Raw genomic sequence first — 21,539 nt, 5'->3', positions numbered from 1 at the left:
TTGGATTATTTTTGGCACGTTTATTAATTTGCGTTAAAAAAAAAGAACTAGTGTAAATTTTCCGTCAACAAACCAATATTCTTAAAAATAAAGAGACGAATCTTTTTTCACTAATTATCTGCCAAACAATATAATATCACCAAATCAATATGAATGTCAATTAACACAAGGCTTCAGCGCATTTTTGTGAAAACGCTTACATTTTTATTTTTATGCGATATATTCTGTTAATTTTTTATCATTTACCGTCATAGACTGATAAAAGTTTTCGTTTACTATATTGCTTAAACATCGTTCTTATTATATTATATAAACGTAATAGAGATTGGTAATGGCAAATACCAGTCGTTTTTTGTTACAACAATCCAATGACATTTGATTATGGAAGGAGATTATTATGGCATACGTTATTAGTGATGGCTGCATCAGCTGCGGCTCATGCGCTGCTCAGTGTCCTGTTTCTGCAATTTCACAGGGTGACTCACAGTTCGTTATCGACGCAAACACATGCATCGACTGCGGATCTTGTGCTGCTCAGTGTCCTGTAGGTGCGATCACACAGGGCTAAAGCCAAGCAAAGATAATAAAAAGAGCGTTTTTTCAAGTTTTCTTGAGAAAAACGCTCTTTTTTTCTTTATTTGGTGCTGCCAAATGAACGAGGAAATGCTACGCATTTCCGAGTGCGCGCTTGGCTTTACCCCTGTGAGATCAATACTCTTTTTATCTGTCTCAGTGCCCTTTCTCCAAATTCGCAAATTTCGTAAATTCAGGAAGCCACAAAAGATCTACCGTTCCGATCGGGCCGTTTCTCTGTTTAGCGATAATAATATCCGCAACGCCCTTTTTCTCGGTATCTTTATTATAATAATCATCTCTGTATATGAACATTACCATATCCGCGTCCTGCTCGATAGCTCCTGATTCACGCAGGTCGGAAAGCATGGGTCTGTGATCCGGTCTTTGCTCAACCGCACGGGAAAGCTGTGAAAGTGCAACAACAGGCACATTAAGCTCTCTGGCAAGGGCCTTAAGCGATCTTGAAATATCTGAAATTTCCTGCTGACGCGACTCTGAACCACGTCCCGAACCACCGGTCATAAGCTGCAAATAGTCGATCATTATTATATTAAGGCCATGATCCATCTTATATTTTCTGCACTTAGACCTTAACTCCTGAATAGAGATACCAGGAGTGTCATCTATGATAAGTTTGGAGGAGCCTACAACATCAGCACTTTCAATAAGATTCTCCCAATCCATATCAGACATATTACCGGTTCTGATATGTTGTGAGTCAACATGAGATTCCATTGCAAGTAGTCTGTTTACAAGCTGCTCCTTTGACATTTCCAGCGAGAATATCGCAACGCATTTATTATCATGAAAAGCCATATGCTCTGCTATATTAAGAACAAACGCAGTTTTTCCCATTGAAGGTCTTGCCGCGATAAGTATCAGATCTGAAGGCTGAAATCCGGCCGTACTGTAATCAAGATCAAGGAAGCCGGTAGAAAGTCCGGTAACATTTCCTTTCATCTTACTTGCCTGCTCTATTCGGTTAAGGGCATTCATTACAACCTGATCGATTGAAACAAATTCTCCCGTATTTCTCTTCTGTGTAATCTGAAAAACACTCTTTTCAACATCATTGAGTATGCCTTCCATATTCTCAGAATTTGAATAACATGTATTTATTGTCTCTTCGCTTACGCGAATAAGTTTTCTGAGTGTAGATTTATCTGCAACTATCTTAGCATAGTACTTTACATTTGCAGATGTCGGCACTGCGGAAACAAGTTCTCCGATAAACTCGGCACTGCTGACCTGCGGCGGAACATTCTTTTCCCTCAATCTGTTTTGGAGCGTAACAAAATCGACAGCACTTCCTTCGCGGTTAAGTTCAACCATAGTCTCAAAAACCGTTCCAAGCTGTCTGTTATAGAAATCGTCGGGATTAACTATCTCAGACGCTATCTCTATCGCTTCTTTATCCATTAACATCGCACCCACAACAGATTGTTCTGCTTCCAGACTGTTGGGAGCGACACGCTTTAATAGAGTTTCCTCTGCCATTTCTTACTGTTCCTTTACGCACACTTTCAATACCGATGTAACCTGAGGATGAAGCTTGACCGGAATTTCATAAGTTCCGAAAGACTTTATAGGTTCCGGCATCTGAAGCTTCTTTTTATCAATATCAAATCCGAACTGAGCTTTTGCTGCTGTAACTATTTCCTTGGTCGAAACCGAGCCGAATACTCGTCCGCCTTCTCCCGCTTTCATAGTAAGCTGCACTGTCTCTTTGCTTATTTTCTCGCCATATGCTTTAGCTTCATCAAGACGCTGCTGCGCCAGGATTGAATCTCTTTTCTGCTGATTCTTGAGCTCATTGAGGTTCTTCTGTGTTGCTTCTACTCCAAGCTTTTTGGGAATAACAAAGTTTTTGGCGTATCCGTCACTGACCTTAACAATCTCGCCTTTTTTTCCTAAACTCTTTACATCTTCAAGTAATATAACCTGCATTTATGATAATTCTCCTTCTTCAATCATTTTATCAATCACATCTTTTACTGCATCCACAGCCTCTTCGACCGGAATATCATCCATCTGGCATCCCGCAGAACTCATGTGACCACCGCCGCCAAGTCTCTCCATTATGACCTGAACATTAACTTCATCTATGGATCTGGCGCTTACATATATCTTGTTCTGATAATCCGTGCAGACAAAACTTGCTCTGACACCTTTAATATTTAGGAGTTCATTTGCTGCCTGTGCGCCTACGATAGTAGGGCTCTGTATATCATCACTCTTCATGACAGAAATCGCATATCTGTCGCGATAAATCTCAGCCTGACTGACTGCATCAGCTTTTGCCTTGTACTCGTTCGCATCTTCACGGAACAATTTTCTTACGCGTGTGACATCAGCTCCGTTTCTTCTAAGGAAAGCTGCTGCTTCAAAGGTTCTGACACCTGTCTTGTTCATAAAGTTATTAGTATCTACCATCATTCCGGAATACAAGCTGTCAGCCTCTTCATTGTGTATCTTGACGTTTTCGCCGATATACTGAAGAATCTCCGAAACCATTTCGCATGCTGATGAAGCATAAGGTTCAACATAATACAGCGTTGCATTCTCAATAACTTCCGTTCCCGCTCTGTGATGATCGAGAACAACAATTGATTTACAGAATTTCAAAAGCTCGGGACATTCCGTAATACTCGGCTTATTAACATCAACCACGACTATTACCGCGTTATTTCCCGCAATATCAATAGCCTGCTGATTGTTGATTATCATATCATCTTCATAGTCGGGATTGCTCTTAAAAAGATCTACCAACGGCTGCATGGATGATGTTATATCATTCAGAACGATGTGGCATTTCTTTTCCAAAGTTCTTGCTATCCTATAGATACCTACAGATGCGCCAAAGCTGTCTACATCGCCCATTCTGTGTCCCATAACGATAACAGTATCTTTTCCCGAAATAATCTCACGAAGAGCATGCGCTTTTACACGCGCCTTTACTCGAGTACTCTTCTCAATAGTCTGGCTCTTTCCACCATAGTAGGATGTACTGTCTGCGCTCTTAACTACCGCCTGGTCTCCGCCTCGTCCAAGTGCCAGATCGATGGCATTGCGGGCAAACTCATAATTCTGAGCATAAGAAAGGCCGTCCAGTCCAAGTCCTATACTGAGAGTTACCGCCATCTCATTTCCGATATTAACCGTCTTAACGTCCTCAAGAATATCGAATCTCTGCTTGATAAGCGTCTCACATGACTTTTTGGGCATAACGACAAAGTACTTGTCTTTTTCTATCTTTTTGGAAATACCGTTGCTTGATGCTATGTACTTATTGATCTTTCTGTCTATAAGAGCGGTCAAAAGAGATCTTCTTACCTCTTCTACACTGTTCAAAGCCTCTTCATAGTTATCTATGTAAATAAGTCCTGCTGCAAGTGACTGGTTATCAACTTCCTGAATGGCAAGTCTTAATGCCGTCTCATCATACAGATATACAGCCAAAAGACTTCCTTCATATCCTTCAGCATCAATAATGTCACTGTTTACAGCCATCTCATGAAGAGAGATTCTCTTAAGCTTTATTGTATAATTGCTGTTCTCAAAATCTATCTTGTATGAAACTTCCTCATTATCAACAGGAAACTTATCTGCAGCTATCCCGGGGAAAAGAGAAAAAATCGTCTTTTTACTAAGCCCCTTCTCCATATGAACCGCTTTTTCAAAAGCCGTATTTGCCCAGATAACTCTTCCCGAATCATCAAGGATTGCATGTGCAAGATCGAGATCTTTTAACAGTCTCTTCTGAATCTGCCCATACTGAGTGGCAAAACTTATAAGTTCGTTCATTATGATAGGCTTGTTGTAGAAATTAAGGTACATGACCGCAACAAAATAGAAACCTGTAAATACCAAAAGAATAAGACCTGAAGAAAAGTCCACGGTAAATATCGCAAGATTTACAAGAAGCAACATAATTCCCAAGTATGCTAAAACTTTAAGATATGTCACCAATTTGCCTTTTAGTTTAATTCTGTTTTTAGTAGCCATATTTTTGGTCCTCTTCCGGAATTCTTTGGACATTCCAATCTTTATTATAACATAAAAGGCATCTGCGACAATACGTCGCAGACGCCTCTGCTATTATTTGAATATAAAGAAGAATGTGATTACTTCACACCTGTCCACTTCCATTCAGCAACTTCAGGCATATCAACGCCGATGTCGTGAATGTATGTCTTATGCTCAACGAGCTTATCCTTCATCTTCTGGATGAGGAATGCACCCTTATTGCCAAACTGAGGCATGTTGTTAAGCATAGCGATAACAAGGTCGAAACGGTCAATCTTGTTCTGTACTCTCATATCGAAAGGAGTTGTGATTGTTCCTTCCTCATGATATCCGTATACGTGGATGTTTCTGTTTGTTCTTGTATATGTAAGCTCATGGATAAGAGTCGGATATCCATGGAATGCAAATACAATAGGCTTATCCTTTGTAAAGATTGTATCGTACTCAACGTCTGAAAGTCCGTGAGGATGCTTGTTCTTAGGCTCCATCTTCATAAGATCGACAACGTTTACGAAACGAACCTTAACTTCAGGCATCTCTCTGTGGAGAATGTCAACTGCAGCAAGAGCCTCGAGTGTAGGTGTATCACCGCAGCATGCAAGTACGATATCAGGCTCTTCACCTGTATCTGTCGAAGCCCAATCCCAAATGCCGATACCCTGTGTGCAGTGCTTAACAGCCTGCTCCATTGTGAGCCACTGTGGTCTGGGATGCTTACTTGCTACAATAGCATTTACATAATTCTTGCTCTTCAAGCAGTGATCCATTGTTGAGAGCAAGCAGTTAGCGTCGGGTGGAAGATAAAGTCTTACAACGTCTGCCTTCTTATTAGAAATATGGTCAAGGAATCCGGGATCCTGATGTGTGAATCCGTTGTGATCCTGCTGCCATACGTTTGATGTAAGAAGGAGGTTAAGAGATGCAATAGGCTGTCTCCATGAAAGACCGTTGCAAACCTTAAGCCACTTAGCGTGCTGAGCTGCCATTGAATCTATAATACGGATGAATGCTTCGTAACTTGCGAAGAATCCGTGTCTACCTGTAAGAAGGTATCCCTCGAGCCATCCTTCACACATATGCTCTGAAAGCATTGAATCCATTACACGTCCGTCTGATGCAAGGAACTGGTCTGTATCGTTGTCGATAGGGTTGTTCCAATCACGGTTAGTAACTTCGAATACCTTGTTAAGACGGTTAGACATTGTCTCGTCAGGTCCAAAGATACGGAAGTTCTTGTGCTCGTCATTAAGCTTGAATACGTCTCTGATGTATCCGCCAAGCTCGATCATATCCTGCTTCTCAACAGAACCGGGAGCGGGAACATCGATAGCATAATCACGGAAATCAGGAAGTCTGAGGTCGTGAAGAAGCTTACCGCCGTTAGCATGAGGGTTAGCACCGATACGTCTGTCTCCCTTAGGAGCAAGCTCCTCAAGCTCAGGGATAAGGCGTCCGTTCTCATCGAAGAGTTCCTCAGCATGATAGCTCTCAAGCCATTCCTTGAGGATATCAAGATGCTCAGGCTTATCCATCATAACAGGTACCTGGTGTGCCTGGAATGATCCCTCAATCTTGTTTCCGTCTACGAACTTAGGTCCTGTCCATCCCTTAGGAGTACGAAGAACGATCATAGGCCATACAGGTCTTGTTGTATCGCCTGTTGTTCTTGCATTCTTCTGAATAGCCTTGATCTCATCCATAACAACATCGAGAGTCTCAGCCATCTTGCGATGCATTTCCTTAGGATCTGTTCCTTCAACGAAGTAAGGCTTCCAGCCGTTACCCTTGAAGAATGCCTCAAGTTCCTCGTGTGAAAGACGAGAGAGAATTGTAGGATTAGAAATCTTAAATCCGTTAAGATGAAGGATAGGAAGAACTGCTCCATCAGAAACGGGGTTAAGGAATTTATTTGACTGCCATGATGTAGCGAGAGGTCCTGTCTCAGCTTCACCGTCACCAACTACACAAGCAGCGATAAGATCCGGGTTATCAAATACAGCACCAAATGCGTGTGCGATTGAATAACCAAGCTCACCACCCTCATGGATAGAACCGGGAGTCTCAGGAGCAACGTGGCTTGAGATACCGCCGGGGAATGAGAACTGCTTGCAAAGCTTCTGTAAACCATCCATATCGCGGCTTACGTTAGGATATACTTCACTGTATGATCCCTCAAGGTATGTGTTGGCTACGAAGAAGTTTCCGCCGTGGCCGGGACCTGAGATAAGGATCATATCCTGATCGTACTTGTTGATTACTCTGTTAAGATGAACGTAGATGAAGTTCTGTCCGGGAACTGTTCCCCAGTGTCCTACGATCTTCTTTTTGATATGCTCCTTCTTAAGTGGTTCACGAAGAAGTGGGTTCTCAAGAAGGTACAACTGTGCTGCTGCGAGGTAATTAGTTGCACGCCAGTAGGCGTCCATTTTTCCTAAATACTCATCAGTAATTTCCATGTGATTCATATTATTCCTCTCCCTTTTTATTGATTACATATCGGCTGCAAAAAGCACCGATACAGTTTGCCATATCCAACCTCTGTATATCTCTTTATAAAATCTCGTGGTCGTTGATATTTCTATTGTAAGATAAGCTATTTGAGCAACATTTACTATATTATTATTGCTAAATCTTTATCAATTATTGCTATTGTGAAAAAAATGTCGTATTGTTGTCTCTTGAAACCCGCATGGTTGTGCGCTCCGTTAATAAAATAGCAATCGTGAAAACGCAAATAATGCTTCTTGCATTTTTCAATCATATAACCTGTCTAAGTTTTTGATCTCATCGCGAAATCTGTTAACCACATCCTTCGGTTCAATAATCTTCACATGCGTTCCAAGCGAAAAAACCCATCCGAGAAACTGATCGCTTAATGCCACATCAACACTTGTCTCAGACCATCCGACCTTATCAGAATCGTGTATAGGAATCTCTTTTCCGAAGCGGTCCAGCATTACGCCTACAAGTTCATTCTCAAAAAGGATTTTGACCCTGACCTCTTTTCCGCCAAACATACTAAAATTCATTCGGGAATACGATGCCATGTCAAACTTCCCGAAAAACGCCTTTCCTTCACGTTTTTCATCGGACATTTCGATGTTGCGCATCTTATCAACGCGATAGTGCTTGATCTTTTCGTCTTTCGCATCAAAAGCGATAAGATAATAATTCTCATCATCCCATGTGAGCGCCCACGGGCTTACCTCATAGACCTTATCGCGTCTGCGCTCCATCTCTTTATTTATATTCCACTTATAATATTCAAAACGAATCTTCTTGTTTTTACTGATGGCATTATAGATATCATCGACGATGTAATAAATACTCTCATTCATCGTCTTGATCCGTCCCTGAACCACCACCTGTCTTTTCAGCTGCGCAGCCTCATATTCGCTGGCAAATCCCGTCAATTTCTTTATCAGGGCATTTGACTTCTTCTCAGTAATAAACTTCGAGGACTGGATTGCATCTACCAAGAGCTTAAGCTCAGCTATCTCAAATTGCTTCTTTCCAACATGATAATTATAACTGCGCCCACTCTTCTCACCTATCACCTCTATTCCGAGATGTTCAAGAGTCTCGAGATCATCATAAAGACTTTTCCTATCAGCAGTAACGCCATATCCTTCAAGAGCTTTCTGTATCTCCGGCATCGTGAGAAAATGTTCATCATCAGTCTTCTCAATCATAATCTTGCCAAGATAATACAGCTTAAGTTTCTGTTTGGCTCCCTTCGGCACAACGTATACCTCCTCATACGGAATTCGCCTTATTTTACCATATTTTCAGAGGGCTTTTCGTTATTTTATAGATATTTAATAAACGTGATTGCGAATATCACAACCACGTTTACTCAGACTGAAACTCATATAAAATTACATATCATCAAGCTCATCTGTCATAAACAGCATCCCTAAAAGCCAATCATCATCCTTCTCTCTTTGAAGCTGTTTTTGCTTGCGGTCAAACTCTTTTCGCTCCCGCTTACTCATGTTTCCCACAAGATCCTTGTATTGTCTGTCCGTAAGTCTCACATCTTTATCACTCTTTCCAAAAAGCATAAGCGTCACCCTCCTTTTTCTACGCTTTCGATTGCTGTAATCCTCTGAGACAACGTCGGATGCGAATACTGCAGAAGCACCTTTAAAGGATGCGGATTAATATCCGACAGCGCCTCTTTATGAAGTCTCTTAAGCGAAGCAATAAGATTCTGCCCATACCCCTCTTTAGCCGCAAAAGCGTCTGCCTGATATTCATGCTTCCTTGAAATATAGGCTGATACAGTATCAAGCCCGTATGAAACAGGCCATGTTACAAGCGTTATCAACATCTGTGCAAAGAAATAATTAATTCCGTCAAAGCCAAAAGCTGTATAGAATTCCGGAACATTAAGCACAATCCACATGGTGACAAAGATAAGCAGCACCCTTACCATAGAGAACGGAAGTGACTTCAGGGCATGCTTATATTTCGCATGCGCAAATTCATGTGCAAACACAGCCACAATCTCATCATCGGTAAAGTTATTGACAAGGTTGTCATCCAAAGATATTGTTTTTAATTTTCCAAATCCTGCACAAAAAGCATTTGATGTTGTAGTACGTCTGCTCGCATCTCTCACTACAATTTTTCTGACTCTTATTCCATATTTTCCACAAAGCGCAAGAAGTTTATTCTTTAATTCACCCTCTTCAAGCGGAGTAAATTTGTTATATATTCTCATGATCGGAACTATTATCAGATTTAGAACAAGCATGATAACCATCATCGCAACAGTTCCTATCAGAATTGCCATATTACCAAAAGTCTCAAAAACAAACATTATCAATGCTATAAGCAGAAATGATATTACACTTCCAAGAATTATATTCTTTATGTTATCCATAAAAAACGTCTTCTTCGTAGACTTATTAAGTCCATATTTTTCTTCTATAACAAAAGTATCATAATACTTAAACGGTTCATTGACCAATTCAGTCAATGCAGTAAGTACCAGTGTAAAGATGAAATACTGAACGTAAACATTACATCCTTCAAGCAATTTAAATCCCCATGCATACGCATTTGATATTAGCAAAAGCGCCAAAAATAACATGTCAGCCAAATTCCATACGGTATATAATTTCCTGCTCTCCGCTTTATAATTTTTCCAATTCGCGTACTCTTCTTCATCATAAACATCTCTTACATTCTCAGGAAGTTCCTCCCTCATATGCCTGTCATTAAGATGTCTGATAAGCGCATCAAATCCTTTATTCAGAAAAAAGGATATGATAATTATTGCCCTAAGCATTGCCCTAATCCTCCCGTCTAAAATAATATCAGGAATAATATTATCCCAAACACTATTGTCAGTCCAATCACATTTCAAAATTCTAAATTATCTTTATGCATACAGTATGCTCTTTGATATGTCCAATAAAAATACCAGCACCCCAGTTTTATCTATCAGTCATTGTTTTTTTCTTTACTTCGAAATGCAAAAATAGTAACGCCTACGCATATATTTTTAAGATAACTATCACTCCACCGGCTACAACAATTGCCACAACAGCCGATGCGATCATCATCAAAACTTTCTGATAGGGACGTTTTGCTCCTTCCATCATTTTTTCATCGGTCGAAAGCGTATCTCCCTTTGTAAATGCGATGATTTCTTTATAGGTCTGTACATCATGTTTTTTCTTGATTCCTTCAATCTTCATAGCAAAATACATTCCAATCGCACTCCATATTCCACATGGAATCAAGAACCACCATCCGATGAAATAAGCCAGGATTGGAGTCATTACAATCAATCCCGCATAAAAAATCAGCATTAATCCGGAATAGAAATTCATCTTCCTGATGTCCATCTCCGTATCTTCCGTAATAACCTCTTCCATCTTTTCAACATCTCCTTTCAACAGATTGTCAATCGAGACACTGAATATTTCACTTAGTAACAAAACACTTTGAATGTCCGGATAGCTTTTATCATTTTCCCAGTTCGATATAGTCTGTCTTGATACAAAAAGTTTCTCTGCAAGATCGTCCTGATTAATATTTTGTGCTTTCCTCAATTCCTTTATCCTGTTTCCAAGTTCCATACGTCGTTGTCTCTCTTTCCACCATAGAATATCGAGATATTGATTTTGGTGCCATCAAAAAGCTTTTACATTAATATTTTTGAATGTCAAAAATGTTTTACATGCCCTTATTCTACTATTGAATACTGCATAAGTTCATACTTAAGTTTCGTTCCCTCTGAAATTGCATCGGGTAAAAGAGCTCTTGCAACAAGTTTAAGATCACTCGACTCGATATCCGTTCTTCTAAGATTGGCGTAATCGCCGTCAATACTTTCCACAACATAAAACCATGTTTCCACTTTGCTCATCTCCTTTTTTAATCATATCCTCAAATGCTTTTTTATATCAATGTGCAATGATTGCCATCATTTGTTCACCGCATCGTACAGCTCATCCATGCTACTGACAATTGCGGCAGCACCGGCTTTTTTCATCTCATCCGGATTGCCAAATCCCCATGTCACTGCAATGCAAGGGATTCCAAGTTCTGCAGCCCCAAGAACATCAAAATTTGTATCGCCGACCATTACCGTATCAGTCTCATTTTCGCCTATTTTATCAAGAAGATACTTAATGACATCTTCCTTCTTTTCCCTGCTGCCGTCTGCTGTGGCTCCTGCGATCTCATCGAAATATTCTGTCATGTTAAAATGTTCAAGTACTTCTACCGCTATCGGCTCAAGCTTCGATGTCGCAACATATAGCTTGAAGTCTTCGGATTTAAGCTTCTTCAAAAGATCTATCATTCCGGGATACGGTGCATTCTCAAACTTTCCGATTTTGGTATATCGCTCTCTATATATTGCTACCGCCCTATCCTTATCTTTTTCCTCAACTCCGTGTTTCAGGAAGCTGTCACCGAGCGGAGGACCTATAAATGTATAAAGAGAACTCTCCTCCGGTGGTGTCAGCTGCATTTTGTCAAATGTATATAATGCGCTTTTTATGATTCCTTCCGATGAATCAGTCAGCGTTCCGTCAAGATCGAATAATAGATTTTTGTACTTCATCTTTTTCCTCCTCTGCCACAAATCTTTTTCACACTTTAGCACACAGCCGCTTCGAAAGTAAAGATTTATCACTTATCTGACACCAAAAGCAACTTTTGAAAAGAAATCGCTACCAAATGATAAGATTTCTCTGTAAAATAGCAATATGATTATTATTATCAATTAATCATCTTGAAAGGAGAAGGTTATGAAAATATATAATGTAAACGATCCTGAATTCACAAATTACGGTAGGATCATCGAGGGTTATGAAGAGGAAAAGAAGGCAATTGTAGAGGCTCTTAAATCAAGCACTCCCGTTCCCGAAGGAACAGATTATGTTGCTGAGGAGCCGGCACTTCAGTCTCTTGCTGCCGCAACATCAATCACAAACAGCCTCTTTGGAGGATCAGATATGCAGTTCGGTTGGTGCAACGGACACAACACCAAGCTCAACTGCCTTGAGTATCACCGTTCATCAGAGATCAACCTTGGCTCAACAGACTTCATTCTTTTACTTGCAAAAAGAGAAGAGATTGTTGACTACAAGATTGACTCAAGCAAAGTTAAAGCATTCCTTTGCCCCGCAGGCACAATGATCGAAGTTTACGCTACAGCGCTTCACTATGCTCCCTGCCAGGCAAGCAAAGATTCAGGATTCCAGGTTCTTGTAGGACTTCCTAAGGGAACCAACGTTGGCAAGCCCGAGTTCGAGGCTCGCAACCAGGAAGACCGCATGCTCACTGCAACAAACAAGTGGCTCCTTGCTCACGCAGAAGCTTCTGAAGCTGCAAACGGCGCATGGGTTGGAATCACAGGCGAGAACATCGATATCGCCGGCGATCTTGCATAAATTTTAGTATTACTTGATATAAAAAAGATGTTGGGAAAAAAGAGATTTATCCCAACATCTTTTTTATCCAAGCATCATCACTTTGCTTCATAAAAGTTCGGTTCGATATTAAGCGATTCGCAGGTATCAAAATACTCAAACGCAATCTGTCCATGATTTTCTGCATTTCTGTTTTCAACACTTCCGGCAAACTGCTGAACAAGTTTCATTCCCAATCTTTTTGAATTTCTTCCATATCCATTAATTTCAATAGAGTCCAAGTACGTATCCAAAACTCTCGGATTATCCGCAAATTCTTTTGAGATTTTTTCATTCTCCAGCCGAACTTGCAAATCTGCAATATTCAACTGATTATATAATGTTAGCCTTATAGGCATATCCATAACCCTGGAAATGCCCGCCAGTGAAATCCCACCTTTTTCATCCTTAAGATTTTCCGCTTTATGTAAATATCCCATAGGAATAGTTCCTATAGGTGTAGATTCCTCTCCCGCAATATAAATATAATCTGCCAGCTGAACATTTTCACTTATATCATCAAGAAAAACCTGCATGATATCCATCAATACATTCCACGACAAATGCCACGTAGTATGATATCTGAGTCTGATCCAGTTACCCTCTATTCTACTATCTATATATTTCATCTCAATTTCCCTCTCTATAAGATTAATTATTATCTCTTATGCTAATGATATGCAAGTAAAAGACACTTTTCAGTTTTTACCGAAAAGTGTCTTTAAAAATTCAGTTAATTAATATGTTGCTGACCAGATCTTGTATTCTACGTTAGGATTAACGCCCTTCATCTGGAACAATTCACTTACTGTAACGAAAGTGTAGCCCTGCTTCTGAAGTCCCTCGATGATCTGAGGAAGAGCCTGGACTGTCTTGGAATTGCCCTGGAAGTCATGAAGAAGGACGATCTGTCCGTCTCTTGCTCCGTTCAATACTGACTGAGCGCGCTGAGAAGCAGATGTGTTGTCCATCCAGTCATTGTGCATAGTTCCCTGAATGAAAGGAACATCAATATTCTGGTACATTGTGTTACTGATTGAGATATAAGGAGGTCTAAAGAACTTTACATCAACTCCTACTGCATCTTTGATAGCTTTTGCAGTACGCTGCTGCTGATCCTTAACCTGCTGTGCATTCATTCTTGACATATCTTCATGTGTATAAGAATGGCTTGCAAGCTCACATCCCATGTTCACCTGTCTCTTCATTGTATTGATAGTGTTCTGGTTAATATTCTGACCGATAAGGAAGAATGTAGCCTTAACATTGTACTTCTGAAGCACATCAAGAACTTCGTTTGTTGTGCTTGTCGGTCCATCATCAAATGTCAGAGCGATAATCTTCTGATTTGCTGTATTATTGTTATTCTTTGGCTGACTTGCATTGTTAGCCTGGTTATTATTTGCGTTGTTATTCTTGTTATTGTTGTTTGCGTTATTGTTGTTATTTGTGTTCTTCTTTTCAACGTTGTTGGCACTTGCGTTTCCGCTTCCACCATTAAACTTAAGATAATCAATGTAAGCATCCCACTGACCATTATCTGCTGTCAAAACAAGTTCTACTGTCTGATTACCTGTTCCGTGCTTTACATTCTTGATTGTATATTCTGCAGGATAAGATCCGCCATAATAGAATGTTCCCTTAGTCTGTCCACCGATCTTAAGGTCAACTCTTGCCATCTGGCTGTTATTTGAGCATCCGCGAAGAGTAAAATCACTTGTGTCACTTGAGAAATTCTGTGTAAAGCTTACTTTATCATTGTTTGCATACAATGCAACTCCGTTAAACGGTGATGAAATGTTGCCTGCGTACTGGCCGCTCTTGCTCATAGACTCGCACTGAACTGTTGCTGAACTCTGAGCGCTTCCGCCGCCGTTATTGCCATTGTTATTATTGCTATTGTTATTATTGTTGTTATTCCAATTGCCCCACCAGTTACCCCAGTTCCAGCCATTGTTATTGTTGTTATTGTTGTTGTTATTGTTATTGTTGTTATTGCTATTGTTATTATTGTTATTAGCGTTGTTATTTCCGCTATTATTTCCGTTGTTCTTGTTGCCACCATTGTTATTGCCGGTGTTGCCGTTGTTATTATTGGAAGAAGATCCTCCAACAGTCATGTTGTTCTTATAAACATTAGCAGAACCGCTACTCTGATAGCCTTCAACATTAAGTGCAGCCTCGTAAATCTTTCCGAGTTTCATTCCCATCTTTTCCCAAGCCTTGAAATGCTCAGTAACGCTGATGGTTCCGCTTGTTCTCTTCTCGGTACGCACGCTGAAATACTGTTTGAATGTCTTGTTACCTTCGATTGACGGCTGATTTACACGAGTTGCCTCATATACATCATATGTTCCGCCATCTACCTGAATCTGTCCCTTAGGTGATCCTCCGGGTGGACGCCATGAGCCCCAACTGTCTACGATGTAATACTCGATCATAGGGTCTTTTGTCCATCCATATACACAAAGATATGAATTACCGTTCGGCTTGTAGTCACAACCATAGTCAAAAGAAATATTGCCTATCTGCTGATATGTCTTTGTGCTGTCGAACTTCTTTCCTTTCCTGAAAAGTGCATTTCCAATATTGCTCCACTGGCAGTTAAATGCTCCCCCTTCGTTTAGCGTCATGCTAGTATTGCCGCTATCTTTCCACAGCTCATAGTCATAACCGTCCTGCGTGCCTGTTTTATTATCATAGATCGTTGATGCAGCATTAACTTTAAGTGCAGGGGCCAAAAGTTGTGCACACAACGCAACAGAGAGCAGCGCCATTTTAAAAACGTTTTTCATCTATCTTAACCTCCTTCATTTTGTTTCATAATTACAATCATCCGAGTAATCCCCCATACTCCCCCGCATTGGGATATGACTGATCAAATAGATTCATCTTATAGCTTATGAAACATTACATACATTGTAACATCTTATTTACAATTTTGAAAGGATTATATATTAGTATTTTTCTGAACTCTTTATCGATAAACTCTCTTTTTATTTAATTGTATATGAAAAAGACACTTCTTAAATGAGATGAAAACTCTCATAAAAAAGTGTCTTTTAAGGCATATTCCTTTATTTAATAAATTTGTAACACTAATTGTTCGCTTTGGTTACATTTCCATCAAAATCAATAATATAATAATATGGCCTGACATCTGACTCTGTAATTGTTACATAATACTTAGCTTCCGGACCTGTACCATCATCTATTCCCGGAACACCTGCCTCTTCCGTTTTAAATGAAGGCTTATGCTTTGACGATACACATTTGGGAAGATATACGGAAAAATCCATTCTTCTGTGATTCTTATTTTCCGCATCGCTTAAATTAAAATAATTGTAGTTTGAATTGGAATCATCCCAAGTACAATCGACGTTATGAAATCCATCTTCCAATTTCACTATATTCCATGCATGCGGTTCACCACCGCCCCAGCCGCAGCAATTATACGCCGGTACCCCAAGAAGTTGCATAAGATACTGGAAACATCTTGCATATCCTGCACATACCGTATAGTCTTCAACAACCGAACTATATGCACTCTGATCCAGGGAATTATGCTGATAACTGAGTTTATCCACGATCACATCATGAACATACAGTTCTTTTTCATAATCTGTTTTTAAGTCCTTAGCACCTTCAATCAGATTGTTCGCCATCTTGTCAAAACGAACCCTGGCAAATTGTATGTCATTAAAATTCCTATAGAATCTAAAATCAAATTCTATTACATTTCCCTGATAATCATATTGTGTGTAAAAAGAAATATCTACCCAGAAGATCTCCGGATGATCATCAAGGACACAACAAAATGCACTTTTGATCTCATTATTTTTGGCATCGGCCAGTACAGGAGCAAACCTCTGTTTCTGTGCCAATGCATTGGCATAGATCTGCCTGTATAAAGCCTGTCCTCTATTATTCAGCATATGATAATATGGGTAAAAAAGCTGATCAAACTCCAGTCCTTCACCCGTATTACCATAGTCAAGTTCGTCTATTATCTCCTTAGCTTTTTCCTCATCTTCAATATCTATTATCTGAGGCTGAGGTAACTGCATATCGGATCTATCGGCAGGATAATCATCATCACTGTCTTCGTAAGGACTTACAAACGCATCAATAAACTCCTGATAATCCGGATTATTAATATAATTCCGGTTCACAACACTATCATCCCACATATCCACATAATCCTGATATGTAAGGTCATTATTATACTCAGGCTCTGCCACTAACGCTGCATCTTCTCCATCCTTTTCTACGGATTCAACTTCCAAAGGTATCTCTGCCTGAGCATCCGTCGAACTATTCTCAATAGCTTTCTGTTCCGCCATAATTCTCTTCTTCTCTGCAACATCATCCACCACACCCTTTAAGCTAAGGCTAATGTTTGGATTAAGTCCGCAGATAAGAATGAAAACGCACACAGCTATTATTATTCCCAATATTACATATAAAAGCTTTGCCAGATATTTCATAAATCTATGCCTCACTGACTTCACTTAAAACATTAACTCAATAAATACATATAAGGCTTATTTCCATCCAAGCTTCAGTAATATGGTAGCATGCAACTATAAACGTTTTAATGAATATGTATTAAATTTTTATTTAGTCATCATTGCTTTAATCAACTCGAGGCAACTCTATTCTTTTAAATACTCATTCACCCATTCGTAATTATAAAAGGATATTTTTACTTATGTCCCTATTGTAAGAAGATTTTTTTCGAGTAAGATATATAAAGATATAATGAGGTTAGTATATATGATGAAAAAACAATTTTTGGATGATCATAAAACGAGACCTCTATCCTTTTTCGAGATAGAGGTCTCATTATTTAAGTATCTCTATTGCCTTTTCTACGTCTTTTTCTGTAAGTCCTATCTCTGGATCAGTCTTCACCTGATGTCTTGCCACTTCCTCGTTATGTAGATCTAGGTCATCTAGTACCACCCACTTGGTAAAAGAGCTGTTGTCATCCAGCCACTTAAGTATCTCATCAGCCTTAACAAGACTAAATTTCTTGTTTTTTCTTATTTCTTCTGTAGTAAGATCTGGCGTAACTCCGTAAATGCTCATTCCTTCTTTTGCTAGCGCATTTGCAAAAAGCTCTGCTTCTGGTCTAAGGGGTTTAATAGATTCATCAAACCAAAACCTCCATCCTGAATGGAGAATAAGCTTTGCATTAGTTCTTTTAACTAAGGTTCCAAGGAGCTTTACAGCTTCAAGGTCTACATGTTTGCCTTCACTGATTTCGCGCTGATGATCATTATCCCAGAATTTGGAATTGAGAACGCCGTCTACGTCTAGAAAAATGATTTTATTCATAGTTTCAACATAGCCTCACTGATTCAGTTCTTTGGTGTAATAATGTCTTTTTCCTGTATATGGATAATTTTCAAGGTTGAATACTTCTTTAAAAAAGACACTTCTTAGAATCTCTTCTAAAAAGTGTCTTCAATAATTTACTTATAAACTGATTACTCAGCTACGTAAGGCATAAGTGCAAGGTGTCTTGCTCTCTTGATAGCAGAAGTAAGCTCTCTCTGGTGCTTAGCGCAGTTTCCTGTGATTCTTCTGGGAAGAATCTTTCCGCTCTCAGAAACGAACTTCTTAAGCTTAGCTGTATCCTTATAATCAATTACATTATCTTTTCCGCAAAATACACAAACTTTCTTTCTTCTGTGCATTCCGCCCTTTCTCCTCATAGGAGCATCGGATTTATCAGACTTTGTGAAAGCCATTATAATATTCCTCCTTCAATTAATTGAACGGCAGCTCCTCGTCAATTCCATCGGGAATATTCATGAAGCCGTCGCCGGCTGCAGAAGGTGCGGGCTCTCCTTGGGGAGCAACGCCTCCAAATGATCCTCCGTTGGAGGATGCTGCATTCTTGGACTCAGCGAATTCCTGATCCTCTGCAACTACATCAGTTGTGTATACCTTAACGCCATCCTTATTGGTGTAACTACCGGTCTGGATACGTCCTGTTACGATAACCTTGGTGCCCTTCTTAAAATACTTTTCAGCGAATTCTCCGGCTTTACCAAAAGCTACAATTCCGATAAAGTCTGCAGTCTGAGAATCCTGTTGATCTCTTCTTGCAAATCTTCTGTCAACAGCAAGAGTGTATCTTGCCACAGCCATAGGTTCATTCCCCTGTGAATATCTTACATCGGGGTCCCTTGTTAAACGTCCCATTAGTATAACTTTGTTCATATTTTCGTCCTCTTCTATTTAAGCCTCGTTCTTAACGCATAAATATCTGATGACGCCGTCCATAATACGCATGCGAGCTTCAATCTCTGCAGGAGTTGTTGCTTCGCCATCGAACTGGATGAAATAGTAGAAGCCTTCTGTCATCTTCTCGATTTCATAAGCAAGCTTCTTCTTTCCCCACTCATCAATGTTGGTAATCTGACCACCATGCTTCTCGATAGTCTTCTTAACCTTCTCGATGACTGCTGTTCTGGCATCGTCTTCGATCTTTGCACTAACAACAACGGCTAATTCGTATTTGTTCATGCTATTTGTTACCTCCTTTTGGTCTCTGGCTACTTGTATCAGTCAAGCAGCAAGGAATTTATCACAGAATAATATGCTAACATATATATGTGTCAAATGCAAGCATTTTATCGTATCCCTTTGATGCTCTTTTCTACATTTTTCCTGGAAATCATTATCTGATGACCACAGCCAAGGCATTTGATTCGAAAGTCCGCGCCAACACGCAAAACTTCCCATTCATAGCTTCCGCAAGGATGTTGTTTCTTAAGTTTTATTATATTGCCAACCTGAATATCCATTAAACCTGATCTAAAATCTCTCCTATAGCGCCCTGTACAACCAAATCAGCCTGTCTGTCCCTCGGAGTGGCTGATTTATTGATAAGTACAAGCTTATTTCCTCTATAATAATCAATAAGACCCGCAGCCGGATATACTGCAAGCGATGTTCCGCCTATTATCAGAACATCCGCATTACTTATATAATCCACAGCTTTCTGCATAATTCCCATATCCAGGCCTTCTTCATACAAAACCACATCGGGCTTTATTCTTCCGCCGCAGCTGCATCTGGGAACACCATCTGCCTGAGCCATGAAATCAAAATCATAGAATTTGCCACATTCTTCACAGTAATTCCTATGAACACTTCCATGAAGCTCAAGAACCTCTTTGCTTCCGGCAGCCTGGTGAAGGCCATCAATATTTTGAGTTATTACGGCTTTTAACTTACCTTTTTTCTCAAGTTCGGCAAGTTTTAAATGAGCCTTATTCGGCTTAACGCCGGTGATAAGAAGTTTATCCTTATAAAATCTGAAGAACTCCTCCGGCATTCTCATATAAAAGGTATGGCTTAAAATCTGTTCAGGAGGATATTTATATTGCTGATGATAAAGACCGTCTTCACTCCTGAAATCAGGAACACCGCTCTCTGTCGATACTCCTGCACCGCCAAAAAAGACAATATTATTAGAACCGTCAATCAATTCCTTTAATTCTTTTACAGCCTCGTCCATATTATCCCCCTTATAATTTGTGTACGGTTATCAAAAACCTGCTTTTTTAAGAAGATCAGCAAGTGATGTTGTTGCATCACCGTCGCTCTTATAATCAATCTTTTCTTCAGTAATCTCTGTTGCTGCTACATCTTCAAGAGCCTTCATACTAAGACTTAGCTTTCCGTCTTTGATTGAAATAACTTTAACTTTTACCTTCTGGCCTACTTTAAGAACCGCTGAAGGATGGGCAATCTTGTTGTTACAAATCTGAGAAATATGTACAAGTCCGCTCATTCCTTTTCCAAGATCAACAAAAGCTCCGTAGTTCTGCAAGCTTTCAACTGTTCCTTCCGTAACAAGACCTACTTCAACATTTGAGATCATCTCTTTTCTCTTAATATCAGCCTGCTCTTTAAGGTAATCCTTCGCAGAAAGTACAAGTTTTCCATTCTCTTCATCAGAAGTAATAACTTTTGCTTTTACTGTTTTTCCAACATAATCCTTTATGTTATCTTCTTCAACATATGAAAGGTCAAGCTTGGATGCAGGAATAAACCCTCTTATTCCTTCAAGGAAAGCAACCGCTCCCCCCTTTACTGCCTCAGAAATTGTAACATCAACATATTCTCCCGATTCAAGAAGTGCCTTTAATTTATCCCAAGCAAGAACTTCATTTGCTTTTCTCTTGGACAAAAGAATATTTCCCTCTCCGTCATCTGTTGAAATAACAGTAGCCGACACTTCATCACCGACATTTATATCTCTGTGAATCGAAAACTTCGAATCATCACTAAGCTCTTCAATCCTTATGATTCCCTGAGTGTAATATTTTATATCCAAAATAACTTCTGTATCGGTCACACCGATAACAGTTCCGTCTATAATATCTCCTTCCTTAATCTTTCTAAAAGAATTCTCAATCTCCTGAGTATAATCTTTCATTGTTTCTTCTGCCATATCACGACCTCCCAATAAATTAGTCTCTATGATTATAGCACAAAAAAGTCTGTGAATATTCAATATTCACAGACTTTTAGAGGTGACAGGCGGATTTGAACCGCCGCTCAAGGTGTTGCAGACCTATGCCTTACCGCTTGGCTATGTCACCAAATAATGTAGTTAAACTAATTTAAAGAAGATATTACAAGTGACTCCGACGAGAATCGAACTCGTGTTACCGCCGTGAAAGGGCGATGTCTTGACCGCTTGACCACGGAGCCATATTACAGACCGTAGCTACAGTCTTCATTCATACTAAGATCTCACTTAGTATCTTAGCTCCCCCTGTCGGACTCGAACCAACGACACTTCGGTTAACAGCCGAATGCTCTACCGACTGAGCTAAGGAGGATTATCGGTACTTCTAAAAATAAAGAGCCGTTTTACGACTCTCTTTTGTACCTTCAAAACCGAACACTGAACTATCTTTCTCCAGATTCTTCTATACCACTTTATGGATAAGCCCTCGACCTATTAGTACACATCAG

22 protein-coding genes and 3 tRNA genes are annotated in these 21,539 nt (G+C 39.8%); 2 read left to right on the top strand and 23 right to left on the bottom strand.

Annotated features, from left to right (window positions below):
- The first annotated feature begins 397 nt into the window (after positions 1–397).
- Positions 398–568, top strand: coding sequence for a DUF362 domain-containing protein (locus tag T356_RS0110065; protein ID WP_026514366.1), 171 nt, complete (start codon positions 398–400; stop codon positions 566–568).
- Positions 569–729: 161 nt separating this feature from the next.
- Here the strand turns inward: T356_RS0110065 and dnaB are convergent, their stop codons facing one another.
- The 10 genes from dnaB to T356_RS0110015 all read right to left on the bottom strand — a co-directional run bounded on the left by dnaB (position 730) and on the right by T356_RS0110015 (position 11,686).
- Complete coding sequence (dnaB, locus tag T356_RS0110060; protein WP_026514365.1) at positions 730–2,073, bottom strand: replicative DNA helicase; 1,344 nt, start codon at positions 2,071–2,073, stop codon at positions 730–732.
- A gap of 3 nt (positions 2,074–2,076) precedes the next feature.
- Positions 2,077–2,523: a 50S ribosomal protein L9 gene (gene rplI, locus T356_RS0110055; RefSeq protein WP_026514364.1), complete on the bottom strand. Its 447-nt coding sequence runs from the start codon at positions 2,521–2,523 to the stop codon at positions 2,077–2,079.
- Entirely contained in the window at positions 2,524–4,581 is a 2,058-nt protein-coding gene (locus T356_RS0110050) for a DHH family phosphoesterase (protein WP_026514363.1), read from the bottom strand.
- A gap of 119 nt (positions 4,582–4,700) precedes the next feature.
- Positions 4,701–7,088: a phosphoketolase family protein gene (locus T356_RS0110045; RefSeq protein ID WP_304412648.1), complete on the bottom strand. Its 2,388-nt coding sequence runs from the start codon at positions 7,086–7,088 to the stop codon at positions 4,701–4,703.
- A gap of 267 nt (positions 7,089–7,355) precedes the next feature.
- On the bottom strand, positions 7,356–8,345 hold the full coding sequence (locus T356_RS0110040) for a helix-turn-helix transcriptional regulator (protein WP_026514361.1): 990 nt from the start codon (positions 8,343–8,345) through the stop codon (positions 7,356–7,358).
- A gap of 135 nt (positions 8,346–8,480) precedes the next feature.
- Positions 8,481–8,666 (bottom strand): hypothetical protein, encoded by a 186-nt coding sequence (locus T356_RS0110035; protein ID WP_026514360.1) that lies wholly within the window; start codon positions 8,664–8,666, stop codon positions 8,481–8,483.
- Positions 8,667–8,671: 5 nt separating this feature from the next.
- A complete protein-coding gene (locus T356_RS19085) occupies positions 8,672–9,898 on the bottom strand; it encodes a M48 family metallopeptidase (RefSeq protein ID WP_051563343.1) in 1,227 nt (408 codons plus the stop codon).
- A 202-nt stretch (positions 9,899–10,100) separates the two neighbouring features.
- The gene (locus T356_RS0110025; protein WP_035780953.1) at positions 10,101–10,694 is read right to left on the bottom strand and encodes a helix-turn-helix domain-containing protein; all 594 of its coding nucleotides are present in this window, start codon (positions 10,692–10,694) and stop codon (positions 10,101–10,103) included.
- 107 nt (positions 10,695–10,801) lie between these two features.
- Positions 10,802–10,975, bottom strand: a complete 174-nt coding sequence (locus T356_RS0110020; RefSeq protein WP_026514358.1) for a hypothetical protein — start codon at positions 10,973–10,975, stop codon at positions 10,802–10,804.
- Between the two features lie 66 nt (positions 10,976–11,041).
- Entirely contained in the window at positions 11,042–11,686 is a 645-nt protein-coding gene (locus T356_RS0110015) for an HAD-IA family hydrolase (RefSeq protein WP_026514357.1), read from the bottom strand.
- A gap of 187 nt (positions 11,687–11,873) precedes the next feature.
- Between T356_RS0110015 and T356_RS0110010 the strand changes: the two genes are divergently transcribed.
- The gene (locus T356_RS0110010) at positions 11,874–12,518 is read left to right on the top strand and encodes a DUF4867 family protein (RefSeq protein ID WP_026514356.1); all 645 of its coding nucleotides are present in this window, start codon (positions 11,874–11,876) and stop codon (positions 12,516–12,518) included.
- A gap of 77 nt (positions 12,519–12,595) precedes the next feature.
- On the opposite strand, the gene T356_RS0110005 is transcribed toward T356_RS0110010, so the two are convergent.
- The 13 genes from T356_RS0110005 to T356_RS0109945 form a co-directional block, all read right to left on the bottom strand.
- Entirely contained in the window at positions 12,596–13,165 is a 570-nt protein-coding gene (locus T356_RS0110005) for a hypothetical protein (RefSeq protein ID WP_026514355.1), read from the bottom strand.
- Between the two features lie 108 nt (positions 13,166–13,273).
- Positions 13,274–15,331: a glycoside hydrolase family 11 protein gene (locus T356_RS21310; RefSeq protein WP_197020903.1), complete on the bottom strand. Its 2,058-nt coding sequence runs from the start codon at positions 15,329–15,331 to the stop codon at positions 13,274–13,276.
- A 303-nt stretch (positions 15,332–15,634) separates the two neighbouring features.
- Entirely contained in the window at positions 15,635–17,023 is a 1,389-nt protein-coding gene (locus T356_RS0109995; RefSeq protein WP_026514354.1) for a transglutaminase domain-containing protein, read from the bottom strand.
- A gap of 358 nt (positions 17,024–17,381) precedes the next feature.
- A complete protein-coding gene (locus tag T356_RS0109990; protein ID WP_026514353.1) occupies positions 17,382–17,876 on the bottom strand; it encodes an HAD domain-containing protein in 495 nt (164 codons plus the stop codon).
- A gap of 152 nt (positions 17,877–18,028) precedes the next feature.
- Entirely contained in the window at positions 18,029–18,292 is a 264-nt protein-coding gene (gene rpsR, locus T356_RS0109985) for a 30S ribosomal protein S18 (RefSeq protein ID WP_026489979.1), read from the bottom strand.
- 19 nt (positions 18,293–18,311) lie between these two features.
- Positions 18,312–18,767: a single-stranded DNA-binding protein gene (locus T356_RS0109980; protein ID WP_026514352.1), complete on the bottom strand. Its 456-nt coding sequence runs from the start codon at positions 18,765–18,767 to the stop codon at positions 18,312–18,314.
- Between the two features lie 18 nt (positions 18,768–18,785).
- Entirely contained in the window at positions 18,786–19,073 is a 288-nt protein-coding gene (rpsF, locus tag T356_RS0109975; RefSeq protein ID WP_026514351.1) for a 30S ribosomal protein S6, read from the bottom strand.
- Positions 19,074–19,180: 107 nt separating this feature from the next.
- The gene (locus tag T356_RS20845) at positions 19,181–19,354 is read right to left on the bottom strand and encodes a DUF951 domain-containing protein (protein WP_081777810.1); all 174 of its coding nucleotides are present in this window, start codon (positions 19,352–19,354) and stop codon (positions 19,181–19,183) included.
- Positions 19,354–20,070: an NAD-dependent protein deacylase gene (locus T356_RS0109965; protein WP_026514350.1), complete on the bottom strand. Its 717-nt coding sequence runs from the start codon at positions 20,068–20,070 to the stop codon at positions 19,354–19,356. The genes T356_RS20845 and T356_RS0109965 overlap by 1 nt, the downstream gene beginning before the upstream one ends.
- A gap of 30 nt (positions 20,071–20,100) precedes the next feature.
- Positions 20,101–21,009: a S1 RNA-binding domain-containing protein gene (locus tag T356_RS0109960; RefSeq protein ID WP_035780946.1), complete on the bottom strand. Its 909-nt coding sequence runs from the start codon at positions 21,007–21,009 to the stop codon at positions 20,101–20,103.
- 80 nt (positions 21,010–21,089) lie between these two features.
- Positions 21,090–21,160, bottom strand: a tRNA-Cys gene (locus tag T356_RS0109955).
- Positions 21,161–21,200: 40 nt separating this feature from the next.
- Positions 21,201–21,272, bottom strand: a tRNA-Glu gene (locus tag T356_RS0109950).
- A gap of 58 nt (positions 21,273–21,330) precedes the next feature.
- Positions 21,331–21,403: transfer RNA gene (locus tag T356_RS0109945), tRNA-Asn, on the bottom strand.
- Between the last annotated feature and the right edge of the window lie 136 nt (positions 21,404–21,539).

It is taken from the genome of Butyrivibrio sp. LB2008, assembly GCF_000621565.1.
GTDB lineage: Bacteria > Bacillota > Clostridia > Lachnospirales > Lachnospiraceae > Butyrivibrio.
Note: the sequence above shows the minus strand (reverse complement) of the source record. Positions and strands in the feature narration are given on the sequence as shown.